This is a genomic window from Nonomuraea sp. NPDC059023 (assembly GCF_042740095.1).
GTDB lineage: Bacteria > Actinomycetota > Actinomycetes > Streptosporangiales > Streptosporangiaceae > Nonomuraea.
In genome coordinates this window covers 1-20,133 of the sequence record NZ_JBHYIO010000009.1, presented here as the reverse complement: position 1 = coordinate 20,133, position 20,133 = coordinate 1, and the positions used below count along the sequence as shown (strand labels likewise).

The following is a 20,133-nucleotide window of genomic DNA, read 5'->3' as shown; positions in this document are numbered from 1 at the left end:
TCGGCCAGGGTGCACCAGGACTGGCTGAGCCTGGTTGAGGTCTCGGGCCCGTTCCTGTCGTTGCCGGTGCTCCGCCGTACATGGCCCACCCTGGATCCGCTCGACAAGCAGCACCGCGAGGCGCTGCGCCTGCACCATGGCACCTGGCAGGCGGGCGGCTCAGCACACGAGTGGATCATGTACGGTCTGCGCGACCTGCTCGGCTGGGGCGACGCCCTGCACACGGAGGGTCTGGAGCGCTTTGAACTCGACGTGCCGCAGCACGAGACCCGCCTCGTTCCCGGCTTCGCCCTGATCGAGCCGGGCACCAAGAACGCCCGCCTACTCGGTCTGGTCAGCGATGGCCACCCCACCGCCCGCATCAAGGACGAGGCCTGGTCGGCCACCCCCGTGGATCGTCTGGCCCAGCTCTGCCGCGCCCACGAGGTCGAGCTTGGTCTGGCAACCGACGGCCGGTTCTGGACACTGGTCTGGGCCCCGCGTGGCGGGGTGACCGCCAGCGCGGTCTTCGACGCGATCTCCTGGCCCGACTACGCGGAGCGCGACGTCGTCAGGGCTTTCGTCTCACTGCTCAATCGCGGGCGCTTCTTCTCCGTAGCAGAGGCGGAGACCCTGCCCGCGCTGCTTAAGGCCAGTGGCGAGAACCAGGAGGACATCACCGAGGCCCTGGGTGTCCAGGTACGGCAGGCCGTCGAGATGCTGGTCACCGCCATCGGCCGCGCCGACGCGCTTGAGAGGGAGTCCGGGCGCGAGGGTGTCGGCGACGCGAGTGCGCATGACGTCTACCGGGGTGCGGTGACCGTCATGATGCGCATCGTCTTCCTGCTGTTCGCCGAGGAACGCGGTTTGCTTCCCGCCGACAACGAGCTGTACGCCAAGGCCTACTCCGCCGGCGGCCTGTACTCCGCGCTGGAACAGGACGCCCTGCAGAACACCGAGAACTCCCTGGAGCAGACCACCGGCGCCTGGCACCGGCTGATCGCGCTGTTCAACGCCGTCTACGCCGGGATCGAGCACCCGCGGCTGACCATGCACGCCCACGACGGCTCGATGTTCGATCCGGACGTCTATCCGTGGCTGCGCCTTGCCATCGACGACCGGACCGTGTTGCACATGCTCAAGGCCGTGCAGTATGTCCAGCTCGGCACCGGCAAGTCACGAGAGCGGCGACGGCTCAGCTTCCGCAGCCTCGACGTCGAGCAGATCGGCTACGTCTACGAGGGCCTGCTGTCCTTCGAGGGCCGCCGCGCCACCGACGTCATCGTCGGCCTCGTCGGCAAGCCCGGCCTGGAGGAGGAGGTCGACCTCACCGAGTTGGAGCGCATCGGCCCCGACCCGGCGGCGCTGGCCGAGCGGTACAAGGCTTCTGGCATCGGTACGGCTGCCGCCCTCACCAAGCGCCTGGCTCCCCAGGGCGAGGCCGATCAGTTCGAGGCGCTACGGAAGCTGCTGGCTGTGACCGGCAAGGACCGGGAGCTGGCCGAGCGGCTGCTGCCCTTCTCCGGAATCATCCGCGTCGACCTGCGTGAGCAGCCGCTGGTCATCCTGCCCGGGGCGCTCTATGTCACCGAGTCCTCGCTGCGTAAGAACACCGGCACCCACTACACGCCCAAGTTCCTGGCCGAGCAGGTCGTCGAGGGGGCCCTGGAGCCGCTGGTCTACCGGGTCGGGCCGCTGCAGACCGCCGACCGGTCGCAGTGGGTGCCCAAGCCCGCCGAGGAGATCCTGGCGCTGAAGGTCGCCGACATCGCCATGGGGTCGGCCGCGTTTCTGGTGGCCGCCGCACGCTACCTGGCCGGGCACCTGGTCGAGGCGTGGTCCCGCGAGGGTGACCCGCGTGCTGTGGCCTATCTGGCTGCTGAGCGTATGGCTGAAGCCGACGAGGACCCGCTGATCATCGAGGCGCGGCGGGAGATCATCGAGCACTGCCTGTATGGGGCGGACATCAACCCGATGGCCGTGGAGATGGCCAAGCTGTCGCTCTGGCTCGTCTCCATGGACCCCGAGCGGCCCTTCACGTTTGTCGACGACCGGCTCGTCGCGGGTGACGCGCTGCTGGGGATCACGTCGATGGAGCAGCTTGAGGTCGTGCACATGGATGCGCGCAAGGGGCGGAAGCTGCACGAGAAGCGCGAGGACAAGTGGGTCGCCGGTGTCCAGGCGATCGTCCACGACGTGGCTGAGAAGCGGCGGGAGATCGCCGAACTGCCGCTCGGCTCGGACCCATTGGAGGGGCTGCGGCAGAAGCGGGCCCTCCTGGCCGAGGCCGAACTGCTCACCACTCAGGCGCGGCTCTTCGCCGACCTGACTGTGGGGGCGGCGCTCGCTTACGCCGGCCGAGGAGAGGCCGGACTTCGAGACGGGTCGGTGGCCGCTGCCAACCATGTGCGGCTAATCAGCGGAGGCTCGGTCAAGGCCGAGTTCGAGGCCCGCGAGCAGCGGCAGGCTTGGCTGGACACAGACAAGGTTCGCGGGGGATTCGACCGGCAGCCGATCCACTGGCCGTTGGTGTTTCCCGAGGTCTTCGAGGACGTCTCCGGGCCGGTACCGCGTGCGGCGGGTTTCGATGCCATCATCGGCAACCCACCTTTCCTGGGTGGAACCAAGATCACCGGCTCGCTGGGGACCGCTTATCGAGAATACCTGGCCGAAGCCATCGCCCGAGGTGAACGCGCGGGCGGTCGCGTCGACCTGGTGGCCTACTTCGTGCTGCTGGCGCATGACCTGCTCAGCAGGGGTGGGCAGACCGGGCTGGTCGCCACCAACACCCTTGCGCAGGGCGACACCCGGGAGGTGGGGCTCGATCAGCTCGCCAAGAGCGGGGTGACGATCCGACAGGCGGTCAAGAGCAAGCCGTGGCCCTCACGGAGCGCCGTGCTGGAGTACTGCGCGATATGGACCAGCCGGGAGTCCCTGGGCGAGAGGGCAGAGCTGATCGCTGATGGCGTTGTGGTGGTGAGCATCACTCCATCGCTTGAACCCGCCTCTCGCGTTTCAGGCAATCCGTATGTGCTCAAGGCCAACGCGGGGCTTTCGCATCAGGGGTGGAAGCTCGATGGTTTGGGCTTCACGATGGAGCAGCAGACGGCCTACTCGATGATCGAGCATGATCCTCGCAACGCGGAGGTCATCTTCTCCTACATCAATGGGCAGGACCTTAACAATCGGCCGGACTGCACCGGCAGTCGGTGGGTTATCAACTTCAGCGACTGGCCGGAGGCGCGTGCGAGCAGCTATCTGGAGCCATTCGATCAGGTGGTCAGGCTGGTGAAGCCAGAGCGGCTGCAAAACAACCGCAAGGGACATCGCGAGCGGTGGTGGCAATTCGCCGAAACTCGACCGGCCATGACAAAGGCCATTGCGGGGCTGGAGCGGGTGATTGTGATCGCGCAAACCAGTCGCACCGTCATGCCAGCAATGGTGCCGACTGGGCAGGTGTTCTCGCACATGCTCGTGGTGTTCGCGCTCGACAACCCAGCGATACTGACTCTGCTATCCAGTGGCCTTCACTACCAATGGGTCGTGAAGTATGCGGCGAAAATGAAAGCTGATCAGCGCTACATCCCGTCGGATTGCTTCGAGACCTTCCCCATCCCAGAGCTCACCCAGGAGATGCGCGACCTCGGCGACCGCCTGGACCGGGAGCGCCGCGACCTCATGCTCTCCCGCCAGGCGGGCCTGACCGCCACCTACAACCTTGTCAACGACCCGAACAACACCGACACCGACATCGAGAACCTCCGGGCGATCCACCGGGCTATCGACGAGGCCACCCTGCGCGCCTACGGCTGGGACGACCTGATCGGCCAGCTCGACCACGGCCACCACCTGATCGCGGGCCGCGAGATGCGCTACACCGTCGGCCCCGCCGTACAGAGAGAGCTTGTCGACCGCCTGCTCGAACTCAACCACGCCCGCTACGCAGAAGAGGTCGCCACGGGCCTGCACAAGGTCAAGAAGGGCAAGAAGTCCGAGGGGACGCTCTTCTGATGCGCCGCCTACTGAGTCAGCAGCACCCAGTTGAGTGGCTGCAGGCGGCTCACGGGACCGGCCATGCCCAGGAACTTGTAGTCGACGGTCGCGATGTCGGGCACCTTCAGCCACTCGGCCATCGCCAGCACGATCCCGTCCACATACCCCAGCGGCCCGGAGGCGAGCCGACGGCACAGCTCCAGTGCTCTGTGGCGGTCATCCGGGGTCGGCTCAAGGATCTCGAAGTCGCCGTCGGCGGCCGTCACACCTTCGAGGAACTCGATCTCGAGGATCGGGCCGCTTCGGACATGGTTACGCAGGAAGTTGCAGACCTCGTCGAGCACCGGCTCGGGAATCAGCAGCCGCCCCTCCCACTAGCCCAGAAGGCACGCGCAGCGGTTGAAGTCGCGGTGCCGGTCGTTGGAGGTGGCGATCAACGGGCCGGAATCGCAGAGCAGCGGCTTCACGCACTCCGCCGGGCCGCGTCGATGGCCTCGACGATCTCGCGGTCGCGCCGTGCCTCAGCCATGATCTCGCGGTATCGGGCGGCGAGGTCGGGCACGTCGATGCTGGCCCGCGCGACCCAGGGGAACCGTCGTCGCAGGGCCTCGACGTCCACCGGCTCCTCAACGTTCATGACAACCACTGTAGACGAAGGCCACTCGACGAACTCTGGCTCGTTGTGCATGACTCGTCACGATAAGCGACACACCTCGTGCATGCGGGTGCTTTCACCGACAAGGAGCGCATGGTGACCGAGCAGGAAGACCTCTTCCCTGATCTGGGGAACAAGCAACAGACGCTCGACGTCGAGCCCGCTCCGCCTGCCGTACAGCAGGAACCCTCTCTCGACCAGCCGCAGCAGTTCGAGGAAGCCTCCTCCTACCAGGTGCGCGAGGACCTTCAAAAGCTCGTTGTCCGTGACCTGCTCGGGCCATGGGACGGAGAGGCCGAGCAGTTCGACCCCAAGGCGATGGGTCCGCGCGAGCGTTATCTGGTCGGCATGATCGGCCCCAAGCATGCGGCCACCTCCACCCGCGACCAGGCCGACCAGGTCCCCGACACCGAAACGGGAACGGACGGCGACGGGCGCGAGGCGGAGCTTCCAGAGATCGTCACTCCGCAGAATCTGGGCAGCATCTGGGCCTCCTCCATGGGGCTGTCCTTCGCCGTGCCCGCCGACGTGGACGTGGTTGCGGTGACCGCGTCTTGGGGGCTCTACACCAAGTCCGAGGTCCTGACCGACGACGACAAGACGGTACAGACCTGGGCACGGGAGCCGATTACCCACGATAGAGAGATCCGGCTGGACGGGGAGTCGTCCTTCTGGATGCCGCTGACCGTGGAGCGCCGTGACATGCCGGGCGTGCACCTGGCGGTGACGGTCCGCAGCAGCAAGGGCCGCCGGGTGGTCGAGTTGGCGCTGATCAACACCCAGGAGGAGCCGGACAAGAACAAGGACACCGCCTGGCTCTTCCAGACCCGGCTGCGCGTCCGTGCCCTCGACGGGCAGCGGGCGATCTTCCTACCGATCGACAACGGCGTGGTCGCCGAGCACGGCGAGGAGGCCCACCTGCAGCTCCTCTACCGCAACGAGCGCCGCTACGCCTCCGGCCGAAATGTGGCGGTCCACGCAGACCTGCGGCAGGAGGAGACGAGCGCCCACGAGCTGGTCACGAGCTGGCTGCCCGTCTACGACGTGCCCGCGACCACCGCGCCGCCCATCCCCGGTGTCACGCTCTCGATGGACGAGCTGGCCAAGGTGAGCGCTGACCAGCTGCGGGCGGGGCTGTTTCCGCTGGCCGACGGCTATGCCGCCTGGCTGGACGAGCGGGAGACCGAGTTGCCGGAGTTGCCCGTCGAACTCCGAGGGGCGGGTGAGAACGCGCTGCTCAAGGCCCGGGAGGCAGCTGGTCGCCTGCGGGCCGGGATCGAGCTGCTCACTGATGGATCCGATGCGCTGACAGCCTTCCGTTTCGCCAACGAGGCCATGGCCTTGCAGCGGCGACACAGCATGATCGCGAAGCTGCGCCAGGAGGAAGCCCTCAGCTACGCCGAGGCATCGGCCAAGGTGCAGGATCCGAAGAACGCCTCCTGGCGGCCCTTCCAGCTCGCCTTCGTGCTGCTCAACTTGCCCGCGATCACAGATCCTGCCCACGCCGACCGAAACGGCTGCACCGACCTGCTGTTCTTCCCGACGGGTGGCGGTAAGACCGAGGCCTATCTGGGCCTGACCGCCTATACCTTCGCCATCAGGCGGCTCCAGGGCATGGTGGGCAGCGCGGAGCAGGCCCGCAGTGGCCTGGACGGGGTGGCGGTGCTCATGCGCTACACCCTGCGCCTGCTCACCGCCCAGCAGTTCCAGCGCGCGGCGGCGCTGGTGTGCGCGGCCGAGATGATCCGCCGCGGCGACGAACAGACCTGGGGCAGCACGCCCTTCCGTATCGGCCTGTGGGTGGGCGGCAGCGTCTCGCCCAATTCCTACGACGAAGCCGAGACCCAGATCGCCGACGCCCGCCAGGCCCCCGACAGCCGCCGGCCCAACGTTCTGCAGACGCTCGCCTGCCCGTGGTGTGGCCAGCAGCTCAAGGGACACCAAGACCTTCATCCGGATCCCGAGCGCCGCCGGGTGCTGCTCTACTGTGGCAACGGCGAAGGCCAGGACGCTTGCCCGTTCTCCCGGCGAATGTCACCCGACGAGGGCCTGCCGATCCTCACCGTGGACGAAGAGATCTACCGGCTCACCCCGGCGCTGGTCATCGCCACCGTGGACAAGCTGGCCCAGCTTCCCTGGCGCGGGTACGCCGGGCACCTGTTCGGCAGGGTCAGCCAGTGGTGCTCACGCCACGGCTACCGCCACGACGACCTGGACAAAAAGACCGGCTGCGGTGCCTCTCACCGGGGCGGCGTGAAGAGCGTGCCGGTCACCCGGCTCCGGCCGCCGGATCTGATCATCCAAGACGAGCTCCACCTCATCTCCGGTGCACTCGGCACCATGGTGGGTCTGTTCGAGGCGGCCGTCGACGAGCTGAGCCGGTGGGGGGAGGACTTCGGTCCGAAGATCGTCGCCTCCACTGCCACGACCAAGCGCGCCGACGCCCAAGTGCTCGGGGTCTTCGCCCGCGACCTGGCGATCTTCCCGCCACAGGTGCTGGATGTGGCCGACACCTATTTCAGCAAGCAGATGCCACTCACGCCGCAGAACCCGGGCCGCCGGTATCTGGGTCTGTGCGCCCACGGCATCCGCCTCAAGTCGGCGGAGATCCGCCTCGCCGAGATCCTGCTGATCGCCGGGCAGACTCTCTTCGACCAGTATGGCAAGCCCGCCGACCCCTATCAGACGCTGGTCGGCTACTTCAACGCCACCCGCGAGCTGGCGGGTATGCGCCGCTACATGGACGACGACATCACTACCCGCGTGCGGACCCACGGCAAGCGCAAAGGCCTGTCGAACCGGCTGAGCACCAGAGTCGAGATGTTGGCCGTACAGGAGCTGACCTCGCGGATCAGTTCCACTGACATCAGCCAGGTGCTCCGCAACCTCGAGGTCGGCTTCGACCCCGAATTCGAGACCTCGGAGCGCAAGCTCGCCCTGCGGAAGGAGTGGGCGCTGGCCAGGCGGGACCGGCGAGACGCACATTTGCTGGCGCGTCGCTGGATGGCCCGCCAGGTTCCGGTGGACGTGGTGCTGGCCACCTCGATGTTGCAGGTCGGCGTGGACGTTTCCCGCTTCGGCCTCATGATGGTGGTCGGGCAGCCCAAGAACACCGCCGAATACATCCAGGCCTCCTCCCGCGTCGGCCGCGACGCCGAACGGCCCGGCCTGGTTGTCACTCTCTACAACTGGTCCCGCCCACGCGACCTGGCCCACTTCGAGGACTTCGAGCACTACCACGCCACCTTCTACCGGCAGGTCGAGGCGCTGTCCGTCACGCCCTACACGCGCCGGGCTCTCGACCGTGGCGTCGCCGCGGCCTACATCGCGGCGCTACGCAATGCGGAGGAGACCTACTCGCGCATCCCCGACGCCCACGATGTTCCCCTCGACGGTCCGGTAGCCGACCGAATCCGGGAGCGTTTCCTGTCCCGCGCCGAGGCCGTGGCGGGTGAGCGTGGACGTGACTACCTGCGCGAACGGCTGGACGTGATCAACGACCGGTGGAAGGAGAAGCGCACCGGCCAGGTCCGGCTCGGCTATCAGGGCAGTTCTTCGGCCAAGCAGCCGCTGGCGCCACTGCTGGAGCAGGCGGGTGAACTGCCGTGGGACGCGCTCACGATCGGCATGTCCATGCGCGAGACCGAGAGCGAGATCAACCTGCTGGTACCGAAGGTGGAGGACCTGTTCGCGCCCGCCTACGGCGCGCCTGGCTGGAGTTTCAAGCCACCCGCGAGTGAAGACGAAGACGCGCCCGAGGGCGACGAACTGGGAGTCACGTCATGAGTGGACAGGGAACCTTTCGCCGGGTCGGTTCGGTTCGGCCCAGCCACCTGATGTTCACCGGCGGGGTGGGGGCGCTGGTAGACCTGCCCAACTTCGCCGTGCTGGTCCAGGGCCTAGACAGCTGGCGGCACCCGGAAGAGCAGGAGCCGGTGGTCGAGCCAAGGCTGCTGCGGGCGATCCAGTCGATGCGAGCGCTGGGCAAGCAGGTGAAGGAACTGCGCCCGGCGCCGTGGCTGCCGGAACGCGCCGGTGAGGAGACCGCCCGCCGCGTGGGTGTGCCGACGATTCCATTCCCCGGCTGGTTCCGCTGCACAGCCTGCAACGTGCTGGCGCCGATCGAGTCGGAAGTGATCTTCGGGTTCGAGAACAACAGGAAGCACGCGCCGCACGAGGCCCGTTTCTCGCACAAGACCTGTGGCCGAAAGAAGGGCGCCCGGCCGCTCGCCGTGCCCGGACGTTTCCTGCTGGCCTGTACGGCCGGGCATCTGGACGATTTCCCCTACGCCACCTTCGTCCACCAGGGCGGGCCATGTGAGGTGGAACATCCGCCGCTGACCATGACTGACCGCGGCGGCAATCTCGGCGCCAATGTGGAGATTCGCTGCGAGCGCTGCCAAGCTCGCCGCAACATCACTCAGGCGATGGGCAAACGCGGCGAGCAGACGTTGCCCTTCTGCCGGGGCCGGCATCCTCACCTGAACACCTTCGAGCCCTGCCAGCAGCAGGTCCGTGTACTGGTCGTTGGCGCCTCCAACCAGTGGTTCGCCCAGACGCTCAGCTCGCTGTGGGTACCCGAGGTGGGGGCGAGCGCGCTGGATGCGAAGGTGGGCGAGCAGTGGCCGGTGCTGGAGAAGGTGCCAGGGCCGGCGATGCTGCCCTTCACGCGGGAGATCGCTCCGACGCTCAAGGTCTTCGAGCAATGGAATGACGACCAGCTCTGGGCGGCGATCGAGCGCTATCGGGCCAAGCTGGATGGCATGCCGGAAACCGATGCCTATCCCGACCTGCGCACCGCCGAATGGGAGGCGTTCACCGCGCCGGTCCTGCCCGATCCCAAACCCGACTTCACCCTCTACCGGGACCCCGACGGCGTGCCGGCCGAGCTCAAGGAGATCTACGCCGATGTGATCCACGGGGAACGGCTTCGTGAGGTCCGGGCGCTCATCGGCTTCACCCGCCTGGACGCTCCGGATCCGGAGGATCCAGAGCTGATCACGCTGGCCCCACTGGCCCGTGACAAGCCTTCCTGGCTTCCGGCCAGCGAGGTCCGGGGAGAGGGTATCTTCTTCCGGCTCGGCGAGGACCTGCTGTCGGACTGGGAGCGACGCGTCGAGGGCAGCCTTGCGCTCCGCGAGCACATGGACGCTTACAGCCGCTTCCGGACCCACCGCTACAGCGACCGCATCCCTACTGGGTTCGACCCCATGCGGCACTGGCCCGGCGCTCGCTACTACGCTCTTCACACCTTGTCACACCTGTTGATCCGGACCATCGCCCTGGAATGCGGCTACAGCTCCGCAAGCCTTGCCGAGCGCATCTACGCGGGCGACGAGGATGATCCGCACGGCGGCATCCTGATCTACACCGCCGTGCCGGACACCGAGGGCACCCTGGGCGGACTAGTCACCTTGGCCGAATCCGCCAATCTGGTACGGCTGACGCAACGCGCCCTCCGCGACGCGATGAGCTGCTCAGGGGACCCGCTCTGCGCCGAACGGCTGCCCTACGACCCGGCCGACTTCCTGCACGGTGCGGCCTGCCACGTCTGCCTGTTCGTCTCTGAGACGACCTGCGAGCGGGGCAATCGTTTTCTCGACCGCCGGTTCGTCGTCCCCATCGACGACCCTAACCTGGCGCTGCTGCGTCAACTGCCGTGAGCGCCTTCTCGGATGAAACGATTCGGGCCGTGACCCAGCTCGGCCCGGCCCGGCTACGGTCGCTCGCCGACCGGCTGGAAGCGGGCTCGCCGCGTGGCGCTCTTCCGTCTGCGGTGCCCGTACCAGGCTTCGCCGAGGCCACGCGAGCCATTCTCGCCGCGCAGACCCTGCCCGACGAAGCCGCCGTCGCCTACCTGCGCGGGGTCGCCGACGGATTCGCGGCGGGCGAGGTGCGTGTCGAGTCGGTGTGGAGTGGACCCGCCACGCACGCCGTACCGGTCAGGAGTACCGCGCAGGTACTCATCGACGTCGTGGCGGAAGCCAGTCGGGAACTGCTGCTCATGACCTACTCCGCCGCACCGTACCTCCCGCTCCAGACGGCGCTCAACGCCGCGGCCGACAGAGGTGTGACAATCACGGCTGTGGTGGAGACCCTACAGGGAGCACGGTCGGCGCTGGGCGGGGCCGAGCCGGCGCACGCCTTTGCCGGGGTGCGCGGGGTTGAGCTGTGGCACTGGCCCACCGACAGCAGGAGTGAACCCGGAGCCAAGACCCATGCCAAGCTGGCCGTCGCCGACCGGCGAACGCTGCTGGTGTCGAGTGCGAACCTCACCCAGTCCGGAGTGTCACGCAACATCGAGGCCGGGCTACTGGTGCGGGGAGGCACCGCGCCGCGCAGGGCCGCGGAGCACATCGCCGAGCTGCGCGCCACAGGCGTGTTGAAACGGCTCACGTAGGAAAGGCACGAACATGCAAGACAGGCCGACGGTCGCGGCGGGTGACATCGCCAGGCTGGCCGGTGTGGGCCGGGCGGCGGTAAGCAACTGGCGCCGGAGATTCCAGGACTTCCCCGAGCCGGTGGGTGGTACGTCCTCCAACCCGCTGTTCGCTCTGGCCGAGGTGGAAGCCTGGCTGCGCGCCCAGGGCAAGCTGGAGGAACTGCCGGAGGAGGAGAAGGTCTGGCAGCGTATCCGCAACGCCGCCGACGACTTGCGTCTGCTGCCCCTGGTCGGCCAGGAGGCTCACCAACTGGTCAGTCGCTCGCCAGAAACACCTCCTGACCTGGCCCGGCTGGCGGCCGGAACCGGGATGAGCGAGACCATCGAGTTGCTCTATCGGCGCTACGTCGAGGCACACTCACGCCGTGTGCAGGTCGTGTCCCCGGAGGTTGCCGCCCATATGGCAGGGCTCGTCGGGGAGTGCAAGACGGTCTTCGACCCGCTGTGTGGCTTCGGCCCGCTCCTGCTCGCCGCCACGCAGGCTTCTCAGGTGTTCGGTCAGGAGCGGGACGAGGCCACCGCCCTGCTGGCCGACGCCCGGCTCAAGGCACGCGGTGTCGCCACGGACATCCGGACCGGCGACGCCCTGCTCGCCGACGCCTTTCCAGGCCTGGAAGCCGATGGCGCGCTGTGCGTCCCACCCTTCAACGAACGCGGCTGGGGTTATGAGGAGCTGACCAACGACGCGCGTTGGCAGTACGGCCTGCCACCACGTGGGGAGTCAGAGCTCGCCTGGGTCCAGCATTGCCTGGCCAAGGTACGGCGGGGCGGCAGGGTGGTCGTGCTCATGCCGCAGGCCGCGGCCAACCGGCGCTCCGGCCGCCGCATCCGATCGCAACTGCTGCGAACAGGCACCCTGCAGGCGGTCGTCGCTCTGCCCGCCGGGACGGCGCCGCAGTCCAGCCAGCCGCCCCATCTGTGGGTGCTACGTCGGCCCGAGGAGCAGGACGGCGTACCCACCCACCTAACCGTGGCCGAGGACACCCTGGAACTAGGCCTTGCTGTACCGCTCGTCGACCTTCTCGACGACGAGGTCGATCTCACTCCTTCGCGATATCTCCCCAAGGCTTCCGGCGTAGAGGCGATCGATCTTCAGCAGAGTCTCGCCGAACTCTCCGGGCGGGCCATCGCTCTGTCCGGGCTGCTGCCAAAAGTCCGCGACGAGAGCCGAGATCTCAGCATCACGACCGTCGGCGAGCTAGCCCGCGCTGGCGCGATCCAGATCGAGCAGACTCCCATGCGGATGGAAACGGAGTCGGGTCCGGTCCCCCTGCTCACGGCCAAGGACGTGGTGATGGGAGGCGGGCCGACCGGGTGGGGGCACAGCCGGTTGGAGTCGGTGACCGCTAGAGCCGGCGACATCGTCCTGCCTGCGCTGAGCCGCGCCGTGATCGCCCGGGTGATCAACGAGGAGGTTCTGCTTGGCCCCCACCTTTTCCTGCTCCGGCTGGACGAGGAGATTCTCGATCCGGCCTTCGTCGCGGGCTTCCTCAGGATCTCAGCCGCTCGTGCGGCTTCGACCATGTCCGGTACCTACCGGGTCGATGTACGCCGGGCCCAGCTGCCCAGGTTGCCGATCGCCGATCAGCGGAGTTACGCAGAGGCCTTCAGACAGCTCGAGTCCTATGAACGTGAACTGCTCGTGCTCGCCAGCGAGGGCAGAAAACTGGCCCAATGGATTCTTGAAGGACTTATTGACGGTGGACTTCAGCCCTAGGAACATACCGATCCTTTGCGGAATGATTTCAACGGTCTTCCTGAGGGGAAAGGCGACTTGAGTGAACAGGCGGACGATCGGCGGCCGGTACGAGCTCGACCCGTTGTCGCGCCAGGGCGGCGGAATGGGGGAGGTTTGGTTCGGCTATGACAAAAAGCTGGATCGGGCCGTGGCCGTAAAGTTCATCAGAATCGACCGGCTTCCTGATGGAAAAGCCGATCGGGAGGCTACGGATCGCTTTGTTAGGGAGTCGCGCATAACGGCCCGGCTCGCACACCCAGGCGTCCCTGCCGTTTACGACTGCGGCACCCAGGACGAGGACCTCTACCTGGTGATGGAGCAGATCAAAGGCTGCTCCGTCACCTCGCTCATCGATGAGACGGAGGTCCCGGTCGCCTGGGCGGCCGCCATCGCGGCACAGGTGTGCGCGGTGCTGACGGTGGCGCACGACAGCTCCCTGGTGCATCGGGACCTGAAGCCGGCAAATCTCATGCTCTGCCCCGATGGCACGGTGAAGGTGCTCGATTTCGGGATCGCCATCGGGACCACCTCCTCCGCGACGCGGCTGACGCGCACCGGGTTCGTTGTCGGCACCCCGGAGTACATGGCGCCCGAGCAGGCCTTGGCCGGGTCCACCACTCCACAGAGTGACCTCTACTCGCTGGGTGTCATTCTGGATGAGATGCTGACGGGAAAGAACCAGTTCGTCGGCCCCACCCATTTGGCCACGCTGCGCAACCACATGGAGGCGCGACCACTGCCGGTGCGCCGTCGGCGCCCTGGCGTACCCGAGGACCTTGAGAACCTGATCCTTTGGATGCTGGCCAAGACCTCTGACGCCAGGCCGTCCTCGGCGGAGGAGATCTACGGTCACCTGCTCGGCCACTGCCGGGACCTGCCGCCCTTCCCCGGCTACGTGGATGCCTCCGAACCTCCCTCCATCCGCATGTATGCGCAGGTCATCAATGGTTTGGGAAAGGCAGACACTGCCCCGCTCAGTTCGCCTCCGGGTGAGCAGCCTGCCTTCAACCCCGCGGATCTGACGCTCGCCAGGAAGGATGCGCGGGCGCTCAAGGACGAGGCCCGCTTCACCCAGGCGGCGGAGGTGTTGGCGGCCGTGGTCGAACCGGCCACTCGGGCTCTGGGCGCCGCCAACGGCGATGTGCTCTCGCTCCGCGCCGAGCTCGCCGAACTGCTGTTCCTCGGCGGTGACTACCGGCGGGCCGCCCAGCTCTTCGCCGGGCTGACCATCGACGTCACCGACGCCGACGAGGCGCTGCGCCTCAGGCAGCGGGAGGCCGGCTGCAACGCGGCGGCGGGCGAGACCGCCCTCGCCCTGAGGCAGCTCAATGAACTGCTGGAAGACGAGCGGCGGCTGGGAGCCGAGTCGGAGCGGGTCCTGGAACTGCGCCGCCAGATCGGCTTGCTGGAACTCGGGGTGGGTGACAAGGCCGCTGCCCGCCGCACGCTCGAAAAACTCCTGCCCGACATGGAACGTCACCACGGCCCGGCCCATCCGGCTGTGGCCAGAATCCGCGAGATCCTGGGAGGTCTGTAGTGCCGAAGCTCGGGATCGACAGGGACTTCCTGCGCGACTTCGGGAAGCTGGACAGGTCGGTCCAGGACCGGGTCTATGACGTCTTCGCAAAGTTCGAGCATGCCACTCACGCCGGGCTGCATCTGGAGAAGTTAACCAACGCTCGCGACGAGCGCTTCCGGACCATCCGGATCGACAAGTTCTGGCGCGGGGTGGTGCTCGCTCCAGAGACCGGAGAGTCCTACACGCTGCTGAAGGTGCTGCCTCACGACGACGCCTATGCCTGGGCCCAGCGCAGACGCGCTTCGGTAAACACTGTGACCGGGCGCATCGAGATCGCCGACGGCGCGGCGATCGAAGCTACCCTGCCCGAACTGGCTAAGGTCGCCGACGCCGCACCGAGGCGGCTCTTCGACGGGGTCGGCGATGCCGATCTGAGCAGACTGGGGGTGGACGAGCAGACCCGGCGCTTCGCCCGGGTACTCACCGATGTCCTCCAGTTGGAGGCGGCGCGGGCCTTTCTCCCGCAGAACCAGTGGGACGCACTGTATGGCCTGGCGGCCGGGCTCAGCCCAGAAGAGGTGTGGGCAGAGCTGGGTGTCGGGGAGCAACGTTTCGATCCCGAAGACCTCGCGGCGGCAGTCGAGCGCACGCACGACCGGGTCGTGCTCGTCGAAGGGCCGGATGAGCTTATGGAGGTCTTCCGTCACCCCTTCGCACTGTGGCGGATCTACCTCCACCCGCTCCAGCACGACGTCGCCCATGCGAGGTTCAGCGGACCTGCGAGGATCACCGGTGGACCCGGCACCGGAAAGACCGTGGTGGCTCTGCATCGCGCCCATCACCTGGTCTCGCTAAGAGCCGGGCCGGTGCTGGCCACCACCTTCACCTCCACGCTCGCCGCCTCGCTGGAAGCCGGGCTGAAACTTCTCGGCGCCACCGGCGTCGTGGTCCGGCATGTCGATCAGCTCGCCTACCAGCTCTTCGCCGAGCGGCATGGCCGGGCGGCGATCCTGCATGACAGGGAAGAGAAGGAGATCTGGCGCAAGATCGCTAAGCGGTTCGAGCTGCCCTTCTCGGAGACCTTCCTCTCCGAGGAGTGGCGGCACGTGGTGCTGGCCCAAGAGATCGCCGACGCTGCGGGATACCTGACGGCCAAGCGGGCCGGGCGGGGACGGCGACTGGGCGCCCGGCAGAAGGCCCAGCTGTGGCAGGCGATCTCGACCTTCCAGGAGGAACTCTCACGACGCAGGTTGTGGACCCACGAGACGATCTGCGCCGAAGCCACCCGCATCCTGCGCGAACGAGAGGTCAAGCCTTACCGGCACATCGTGGTGGACGAGGCGCAGGACCTCCACCCCGTGCAGTGGCGGCTGCTCCGGGCAGCAGCCGCCGAAGGGCCGGACGACATGTTCATCGCCGGAGATACCCACCAGCGCATCTACGGCAACCGGGTGTCGTTGCGGGAAGTGGGGATCAAGGTGGCCGGACGCTCCTCCCGGCTGACCATCAACTACCGCACCACCGCCGAGATCCTCGCCTGGAGTCTGGGAATGCTCCGTGGCGAGCAGATCGACGACATGGACGGCGGCCTCGACACCGTGGCTGGCTATCGCTCGCAGGTTCATGGACCGAGTCCTGTGCTGAAGGGCTTCAGCACCCAGCGAGCTGAGCTGGAGGCCCTGACCGACGGCATCCGGGAGTGGCTAGGCAGCGGAGTCGAGCCGGGTGAGATCGGCGTCTGTGCCCGGTCCAACCTGGCGGCGGACGCCACTGTCGCCGCGTTGGAGCGTGCCGGAGTCCCAGTCAGAGCGCTGGCCAAGTCACCCGAAGCCGACGACGCCGTCCGGGTGGGCACAATGCATCGGATGAAGGGCCTGGAGTTCCGCTGCATGGCGGTCATCGCCGCTGGTGAGGTCCAGCTCCCACCCGCCAGCGCGATCACGCCCTTGGCGGAAGACGAGCTCACGCACGCCCGCGACCTGCAGCGGGAGCGTTGCCTCCTGTTTGTCGCCTGCACCAGAGCGCGGGAACGGTTGCGCATCTCCTGGTATGGAATGCCAAGTCCCTTTCTCAGCGCACAGGACGGATGAAAGGCGACACATAGCACCTCGGTGAGGGGACGGCGGCGGCAGAGGCAGCCCGGCGGAGGTTGCTCTGAAAAGTCGATCCCTCTCCTGCCACCCGCAGTGGCACACGCTTCTGATTCAGCAGGAGGTCGCCGCGGGTCTCGGGCTGCCCTGCCTTGGCCGGGTTCCCGCCGATCGGCGGGTTGCGCAGGCGTTGAAGGGACAGCGGAGGAATCGCTGGTGGTAGCTGCGGACCGCGCTACTCCGCTTCTCGGCCCGGCTCGCCTTCCGGCTCGCCGCCGACCATGCGATCCAGCCTGAACCTGCGGCACCTGCCGTGCCAGACGGAGTTTGGGCTCGGCCGCACCACATGGGAGAGGAGGAGGCCCAAGAGCCGAAGCGTTGCCGTCCCCAGCGGACCGCCGAGGACACCAGGGACGACAACCTCCAGGGCGAGCGAGCCGCCGCGGAGCAGGAGGCGCGCGCGTGAGCTGCAACGACGCCCTCGCGCGCCTCAAGATCCAGGGCAGCGACCTGATGCTGGTGCACGCGGGCGGCGACCCGATGAACCACAAGCAGCGCTCCCGCCCTTCCGGCAGGTGGGTGTCCAAGGTGAGCCATCTCTGTCGGGTGGTGTCGTCGAGGGCGGCGAGGCGGGCCCGGTGCTGGTAGTCGCGGCTGTTGAACTGGACGTCGTCCAGGATGATCCACCGGTCGGCCGCATACAGCTTGGCCAGCGTGGAAAGTCGCGGGAACAGGTTCGGCTGGTGGATGGCCACGACGAGCCCGCCCGCCGTCAGCAGTTCAAGAGGTAATGAGGCGGCTGTCGTACCCGGCCTTGATGAGAGCCTCATAGGCGTCAAGCACCTCTTCCGGAACGTCTTGCTCGATGGCGTATCCCTGCTTGGGGTAGTCGATGATGCGTTGGAGGTCGCCGACGAGCATGTCCAGCACCAGCCGGGCATCGCCGATGGACTTGAGGTAGGCGTCGAACTCCAGCGGTTCTGAGGTGCACACCACCTCGGCCTCGGGCCATATTTTGCGGGCGGTGGCGTAGCTGCGGCGTTCCATGTAGGGCTTGGAGATCAGCATCACGGTTGCCGGGGTGATTCCGGCTTCGGCGAGCACGCGGCGCGAGTAGGTGATGTTCTGGCCGGTGTTGCTCGCCTCCGGCTCCAGGAGCACTGCCGCTGCGGGCATGCCCCGCTCGATCGCTCGCTCCCGGAAGTGGACGGCCTCGCCGCGTGGGAACACAGCCCGCGTGGTGGGGCTGTTGCCGCCGGAGAACACCAAGACCGGGAACATGCCGGCCTGGTAGAGGTCGATGGCGGTGTCGGCGACACCGAGATCGTGGGAGCCGAGACCGATGGCGGCATCACACGGCTGCACCTGGTGGCGCATTTGGTGGTAGTCCCAGATGAGCAGGGCCTGCCCGCGGGCCTCGTCGCTGATCATCTCGCTCGTCGTGATGTTGCTGGTCACGAATTCTCCCTGGTCTACGACTAACCGACCGACACCGCGACATGCAAGGTAGCGATCACCAGCGACACCTTGGCTGCGATACAGCACGCTGCAGGCGTTGCTCTCGCGGACGGAGGGAACAATGAAGAGGCACCCCCGATGGGGATGCCATGTGTGATGTGCCCCCGGCAGGATTCGAACCTGCGGCACCCGCTTTAGGAGAGCGGTGCTCTATCCCCTGAGCTACGGAGGCGGACGCGACAAGCCTAGCGAAGTCTGGGAGCGCGTGGGTCGCCCGGCCGGGGGTGAGTTGCCGGGTCGGGCGGAGTCAGTACTGGGATGGGGTGGGGTAAAGGGATCGCCAGCGATCCCCTAACCGATCATGGCGCGTGGATAGCGTCGGGCGGGTGACGAACAGGGGACGTAAACAGAGGCCAACTGTGCTGGTGGCCGCGTTGCTCGCGCCGGCGATTCTCGCTGGGGGGCTGATGGTGGGGGAGGGCGTCGGGTACGACGGGGAGCGGATCGCCGTGGACAAGGTGCCGCCGGGGGTGGGGTTGGCGTTTGAGCCGGTCTATGTGCCTGCGCCGGCTCGGGCGGATCTGGTCTACGAGGGGAGTTTGCCTGCGCCCCGGGAGCGCGAGGAGGTGAGGGTGCGGGTGGTGGATGTGCCTGCGGTGCCTCCTGCCGGGGAATCGGTGGTGCGGCGGGAGGCGCCGGCGCCGGTTCGGGGGGAGCGGGAGCGAGAGCAGGGGAGCGGGTGTCCGGGGGAGTGGGAGGAGACCTGGCTCTGGGAGTTGTGCCGGGAGCGGGAGCGGGCTCCTGCCTGACGAAGCTGACGGTGCGGTTCCGGGGCTTCGGGGGTGTGCGTGGGTGGGCAATGGGCTGGGGTGGGGGGCTCCAGGTTTGGTAGGGGGTTGGGTCAAGCGGGTTGAGGGCTGGGTGGACGGCTAGTGAACTGTGAGGGGCGGGGTGGGGATGCGGGTTAAAAACCCTAAACGGGATATAGCGGCTCTCCGGAGTTGGGTCCGGGCACTCGGGGGGCTGTAGTAACGTGCGTGCCTGACCAAGGTAACGAGTGTGCAAACGGAGGAGTCGAGCGTGCCAACTCCTCGATCAGCGGGTCTGATCGCGGTCGTCGTGGCGATGGCTTCACTGTTCGCACCCCCGGTTCGTGCCGAGGCTCCAACCAACGTTCCCCCTGCCGCCGCTGTAGTGGATCCTGGCAGTCTTACGGAGCTTCGCAAGGAAGCCGAGAAGTCGGCCAAGGAGCTTGAGGACGCCACCAAGGCGCTGGAGCAGCGGCGATCGAAGGTCGCTGCCCAGGAGAAGGAGCTCAAGACCAAGCTTCGCGCCCTCGATGAGGCCGAGAGCCGGCTGGCGGAGATTCGTAAGCCGGTCTCGCGGCTGGCCGAGCTGTTCTATCAGCAGCCCATCGGTGGCGATGGGATCATCCCGTTCCTGTCGGGGGATGCCGGGGTCGGGACGCTCCGGGCCATGAGCGATGCCAGTCAGATCGTCGCCGTCCGGCAGCTGGCCGTGGAGCAGACCAGCCGCCTCTACAAGGAGACGGAACGGCTGGCGGCCGAGGCTCAGGAACTGCGGGCCGGGAACCTGCTGGCCGAGGCGCAGATGGCGGCGGAGATCGACACCCTGCGGCTGCGGTCGGACAAGATCGTGAAGTCGCTGACCGCGGCGCTGGTGAAGATGGGCATCAAGATTGACAAGGTGGGGCGGGCGGCCCTGGCCTGTAATCCGCTGCGGATCACGGCGGCCGACGCCTATCCGAACGGGCTCATTCCGCGGACGCTGCTCTGCCCGCTGCAGCAGCGCGGGCACATGTTGCGGGCGGACGCGGCCATCGCGTTCGTCAGCCTCAACGAGGCCTACCGCAAGCAGTTCGGACGGCAGATCTGCGTGACCGACGCCTATCGCAGTCTCTCCGAGCAGCAGTCCGTCTACTATCGGCGGCCGGGGTTCGCGGCGGTGCCGGGGCGGAGCAATCACGGGTTCGGGCTGGCGGTCGACCTGTGCGGAGGGGTGGAGCGCTTCCGGTCGGCCGAGTTCAACTGGCTGGAGAAGAACGGCAAGCGATACGGGTGGTTCCACCCCGACTGGGCTTACAGCAGTCCGTTCGAGCCCTGGCACTGGGAGTACGATCCCAAGATCGACTCGCTCACCTAGGTGTTCTGTCCTGAGAGGTTAGGTACGCGGTTGGCGGGTGGTTGGCCGCCGAGTGCGGTGTGGCCGCGGTGGTGATTGTAGGCGTGTAGCCAGGGG

Annotated in this window: 12 protein-coding genes and 1 tRNA gene; 9 read left to right on the top strand and 4 right to left on the bottom strand. The window is 67.3% G+C overall.

From position 1 onward, the window contains the following. The first annotated feature begins 9 nt into the window (after window positions 1-9). Complete coding sequence (locus ACFWYW_RS17240; RefSeq protein ID WP_379619893.1) at window positions 10-3,990, top strand: Eco57I restriction-modification methylase domain-containing protein; 3,981 nt, start codon at window positions 10-12, stop codon at window positions 3,988-3,990. A gap of 8 nt (window positions 3,991-3,998) precedes the next feature. Here ACFWYW_RS17240 and ACFWYW_RS17235 read toward each other — a convergent pair whose 3' ends face one another. Both ACFWYW_RS17235 and ACFWYW_RS17230 read right to left on the bottom strand, forming a co-directional pair. Beyond that, a complete protein-coding gene (locus ACFWYW_RS17235) occupies window positions 3,999-4,328 on the bottom strand; it encodes a PIN domain-containing protein (RefSeq protein WP_379620025.1) in 330 nt (109 codons plus the stop codon). Window positions 4,329-4,435: 107 nt separating this feature from the next. Then, a complete protein-coding gene (locus ACFWYW_RS17230) occupies window positions 4,436-4,609 on the bottom strand; it encodes a hypothetical protein (protein WP_379619891.1) in 174 nt (57 codons plus the stop codon). A 111-nt stretch (window positions 4,610-4,720) separates the two neighbouring features. Between ACFWYW_RS17230 and drmA the strand changes: the two genes are divergently transcribed. From drmA to ACFWYW_RS17195, 7 genes are all read left to right on the top strand, one after another. Continuing rightward, window positions 4,721-8,413 carry a DISARM system helicase DrmA gene (gene drmA, locus ACFWYW_RS17225; protein WP_379619889.1) on the top strand — a complete coding sequence of 1,231 codons (3,693 nt, stop codon included), beginning with the start codon at window positions 4,721-4,723 and terminating at the stop codon, window positions 8,411-8,413. Continuing rightward, the gene (gene drmB, locus ACFWYW_RS17220) at window positions 8,410-10,290 is read left to right on the top strand and encodes a DrmB family protein (RefSeq protein ID WP_379619887.1); all 1,881 of its coding nucleotides are present in this window, start codon (window positions 8,410-8,412) and stop codon (window positions 10,288-10,290) included. Before drmA ends, drmB begins: the two co-directional genes overlap by 4 nt. A 29-nt stretch (window positions 10,291-10,319) precedes the next feature. Continuing rightward, window positions 10,320-11,027: a DISARM system phospholipase D-like protein DrmC gene (gene drmC, locus ACFWYW_RS17215; RefSeq protein ID WP_379619885.1), complete on the top strand. Its 708-nt coding sequence runs from the start codon at window positions 10,320-10,322 to the stop codon at window positions 11,025-11,027. 13 nt (window positions 11,028-11,040) lie between these two features. Further along, window positions 11,041-12,786: an N-6 DNA methylase gene (locus ACFWYW_RS17210; RefSeq protein WP_379619883.1), complete on the top strand. Its 1,746-nt coding sequence runs from the start codon at window positions 11,041-11,043 to the stop codon at window positions 12,784-12,786. Between the two features lie 61 nt (window positions 12,787-12,847). Continuing rightward, window positions 12,848-14,344 (top strand): protein kinase, encoded by a 1,497-nt coding sequence (locus tag ACFWYW_RS17205; RefSeq protein WP_379619881.1) that lies wholly within the window; start codon window positions 12,848-12,850, stop codon window positions 14,342-14,344. Next, a complete protein-coding gene (locus ACFWYW_RS17200; protein WP_379619879.1) occupies window positions 14,344-16,416 on the top strand; it encodes a UvrD-helicase domain-containing protein in 2,073 nt (690 codons plus the stop codon). The genes ACFWYW_RS17205 and ACFWYW_RS17200 overlap by 1 nt, the downstream gene beginning before the upstream one ends. A 462-nt stretch (window positions 16,417-16,878) precedes the next feature. After that, entirely contained in the window at window positions 16,879-17,064 is a 186-nt protein-coding gene (locus tag ACFWYW_RS17195) for a hypothetical protein (RefSeq protein ID WP_379619877.1), read from the top strand. A gap of 132 nt (window positions 17,065-17,196) precedes the next feature. On the opposite strand, the gene ACFWYW_RS17190 is transcribed toward ACFWYW_RS17195, so the two are convergent. Together ACFWYW_RS17190 and ACFWYW_RS17185 are read right to left on the bottom strand one after the other, a co-directional pair. Then, window positions 17,197-17,874, bottom strand: a complete 678-nt coding sequence (locus tag ACFWYW_RS17190) for a YdcF family protein (RefSeq protein ID WP_379619875.1) — start codon at window positions 17,872-17,874, stop codon at window positions 17,197-17,199. Window positions 17,875-18,033: 159 nt separating this feature from the next. Then, window positions 18,034-18,106, bottom strand: a tRNA-Arg gene (locus ACFWYW_RS17185). Between the two features lie 962 nt (window positions 18,107-19,068). Here ACFWYW_RS17185 and ACFWYW_RS17180 point away from each other — a divergent pair. Next, the gene (locus ACFWYW_RS17180) at window positions 19,069-20,037 is read left to right on the top strand and encodes a D-alanyl-D-alanine carboxypeptidase family protein (RefSeq protein ID WP_379619873.1); all 969 of its coding nucleotides are present in this window, start codon (window positions 19,069-19,071) and stop codon (window positions 20,035-20,037) included. Window positions 20,038-20,133 lie beyond the last annotated feature (96 nt).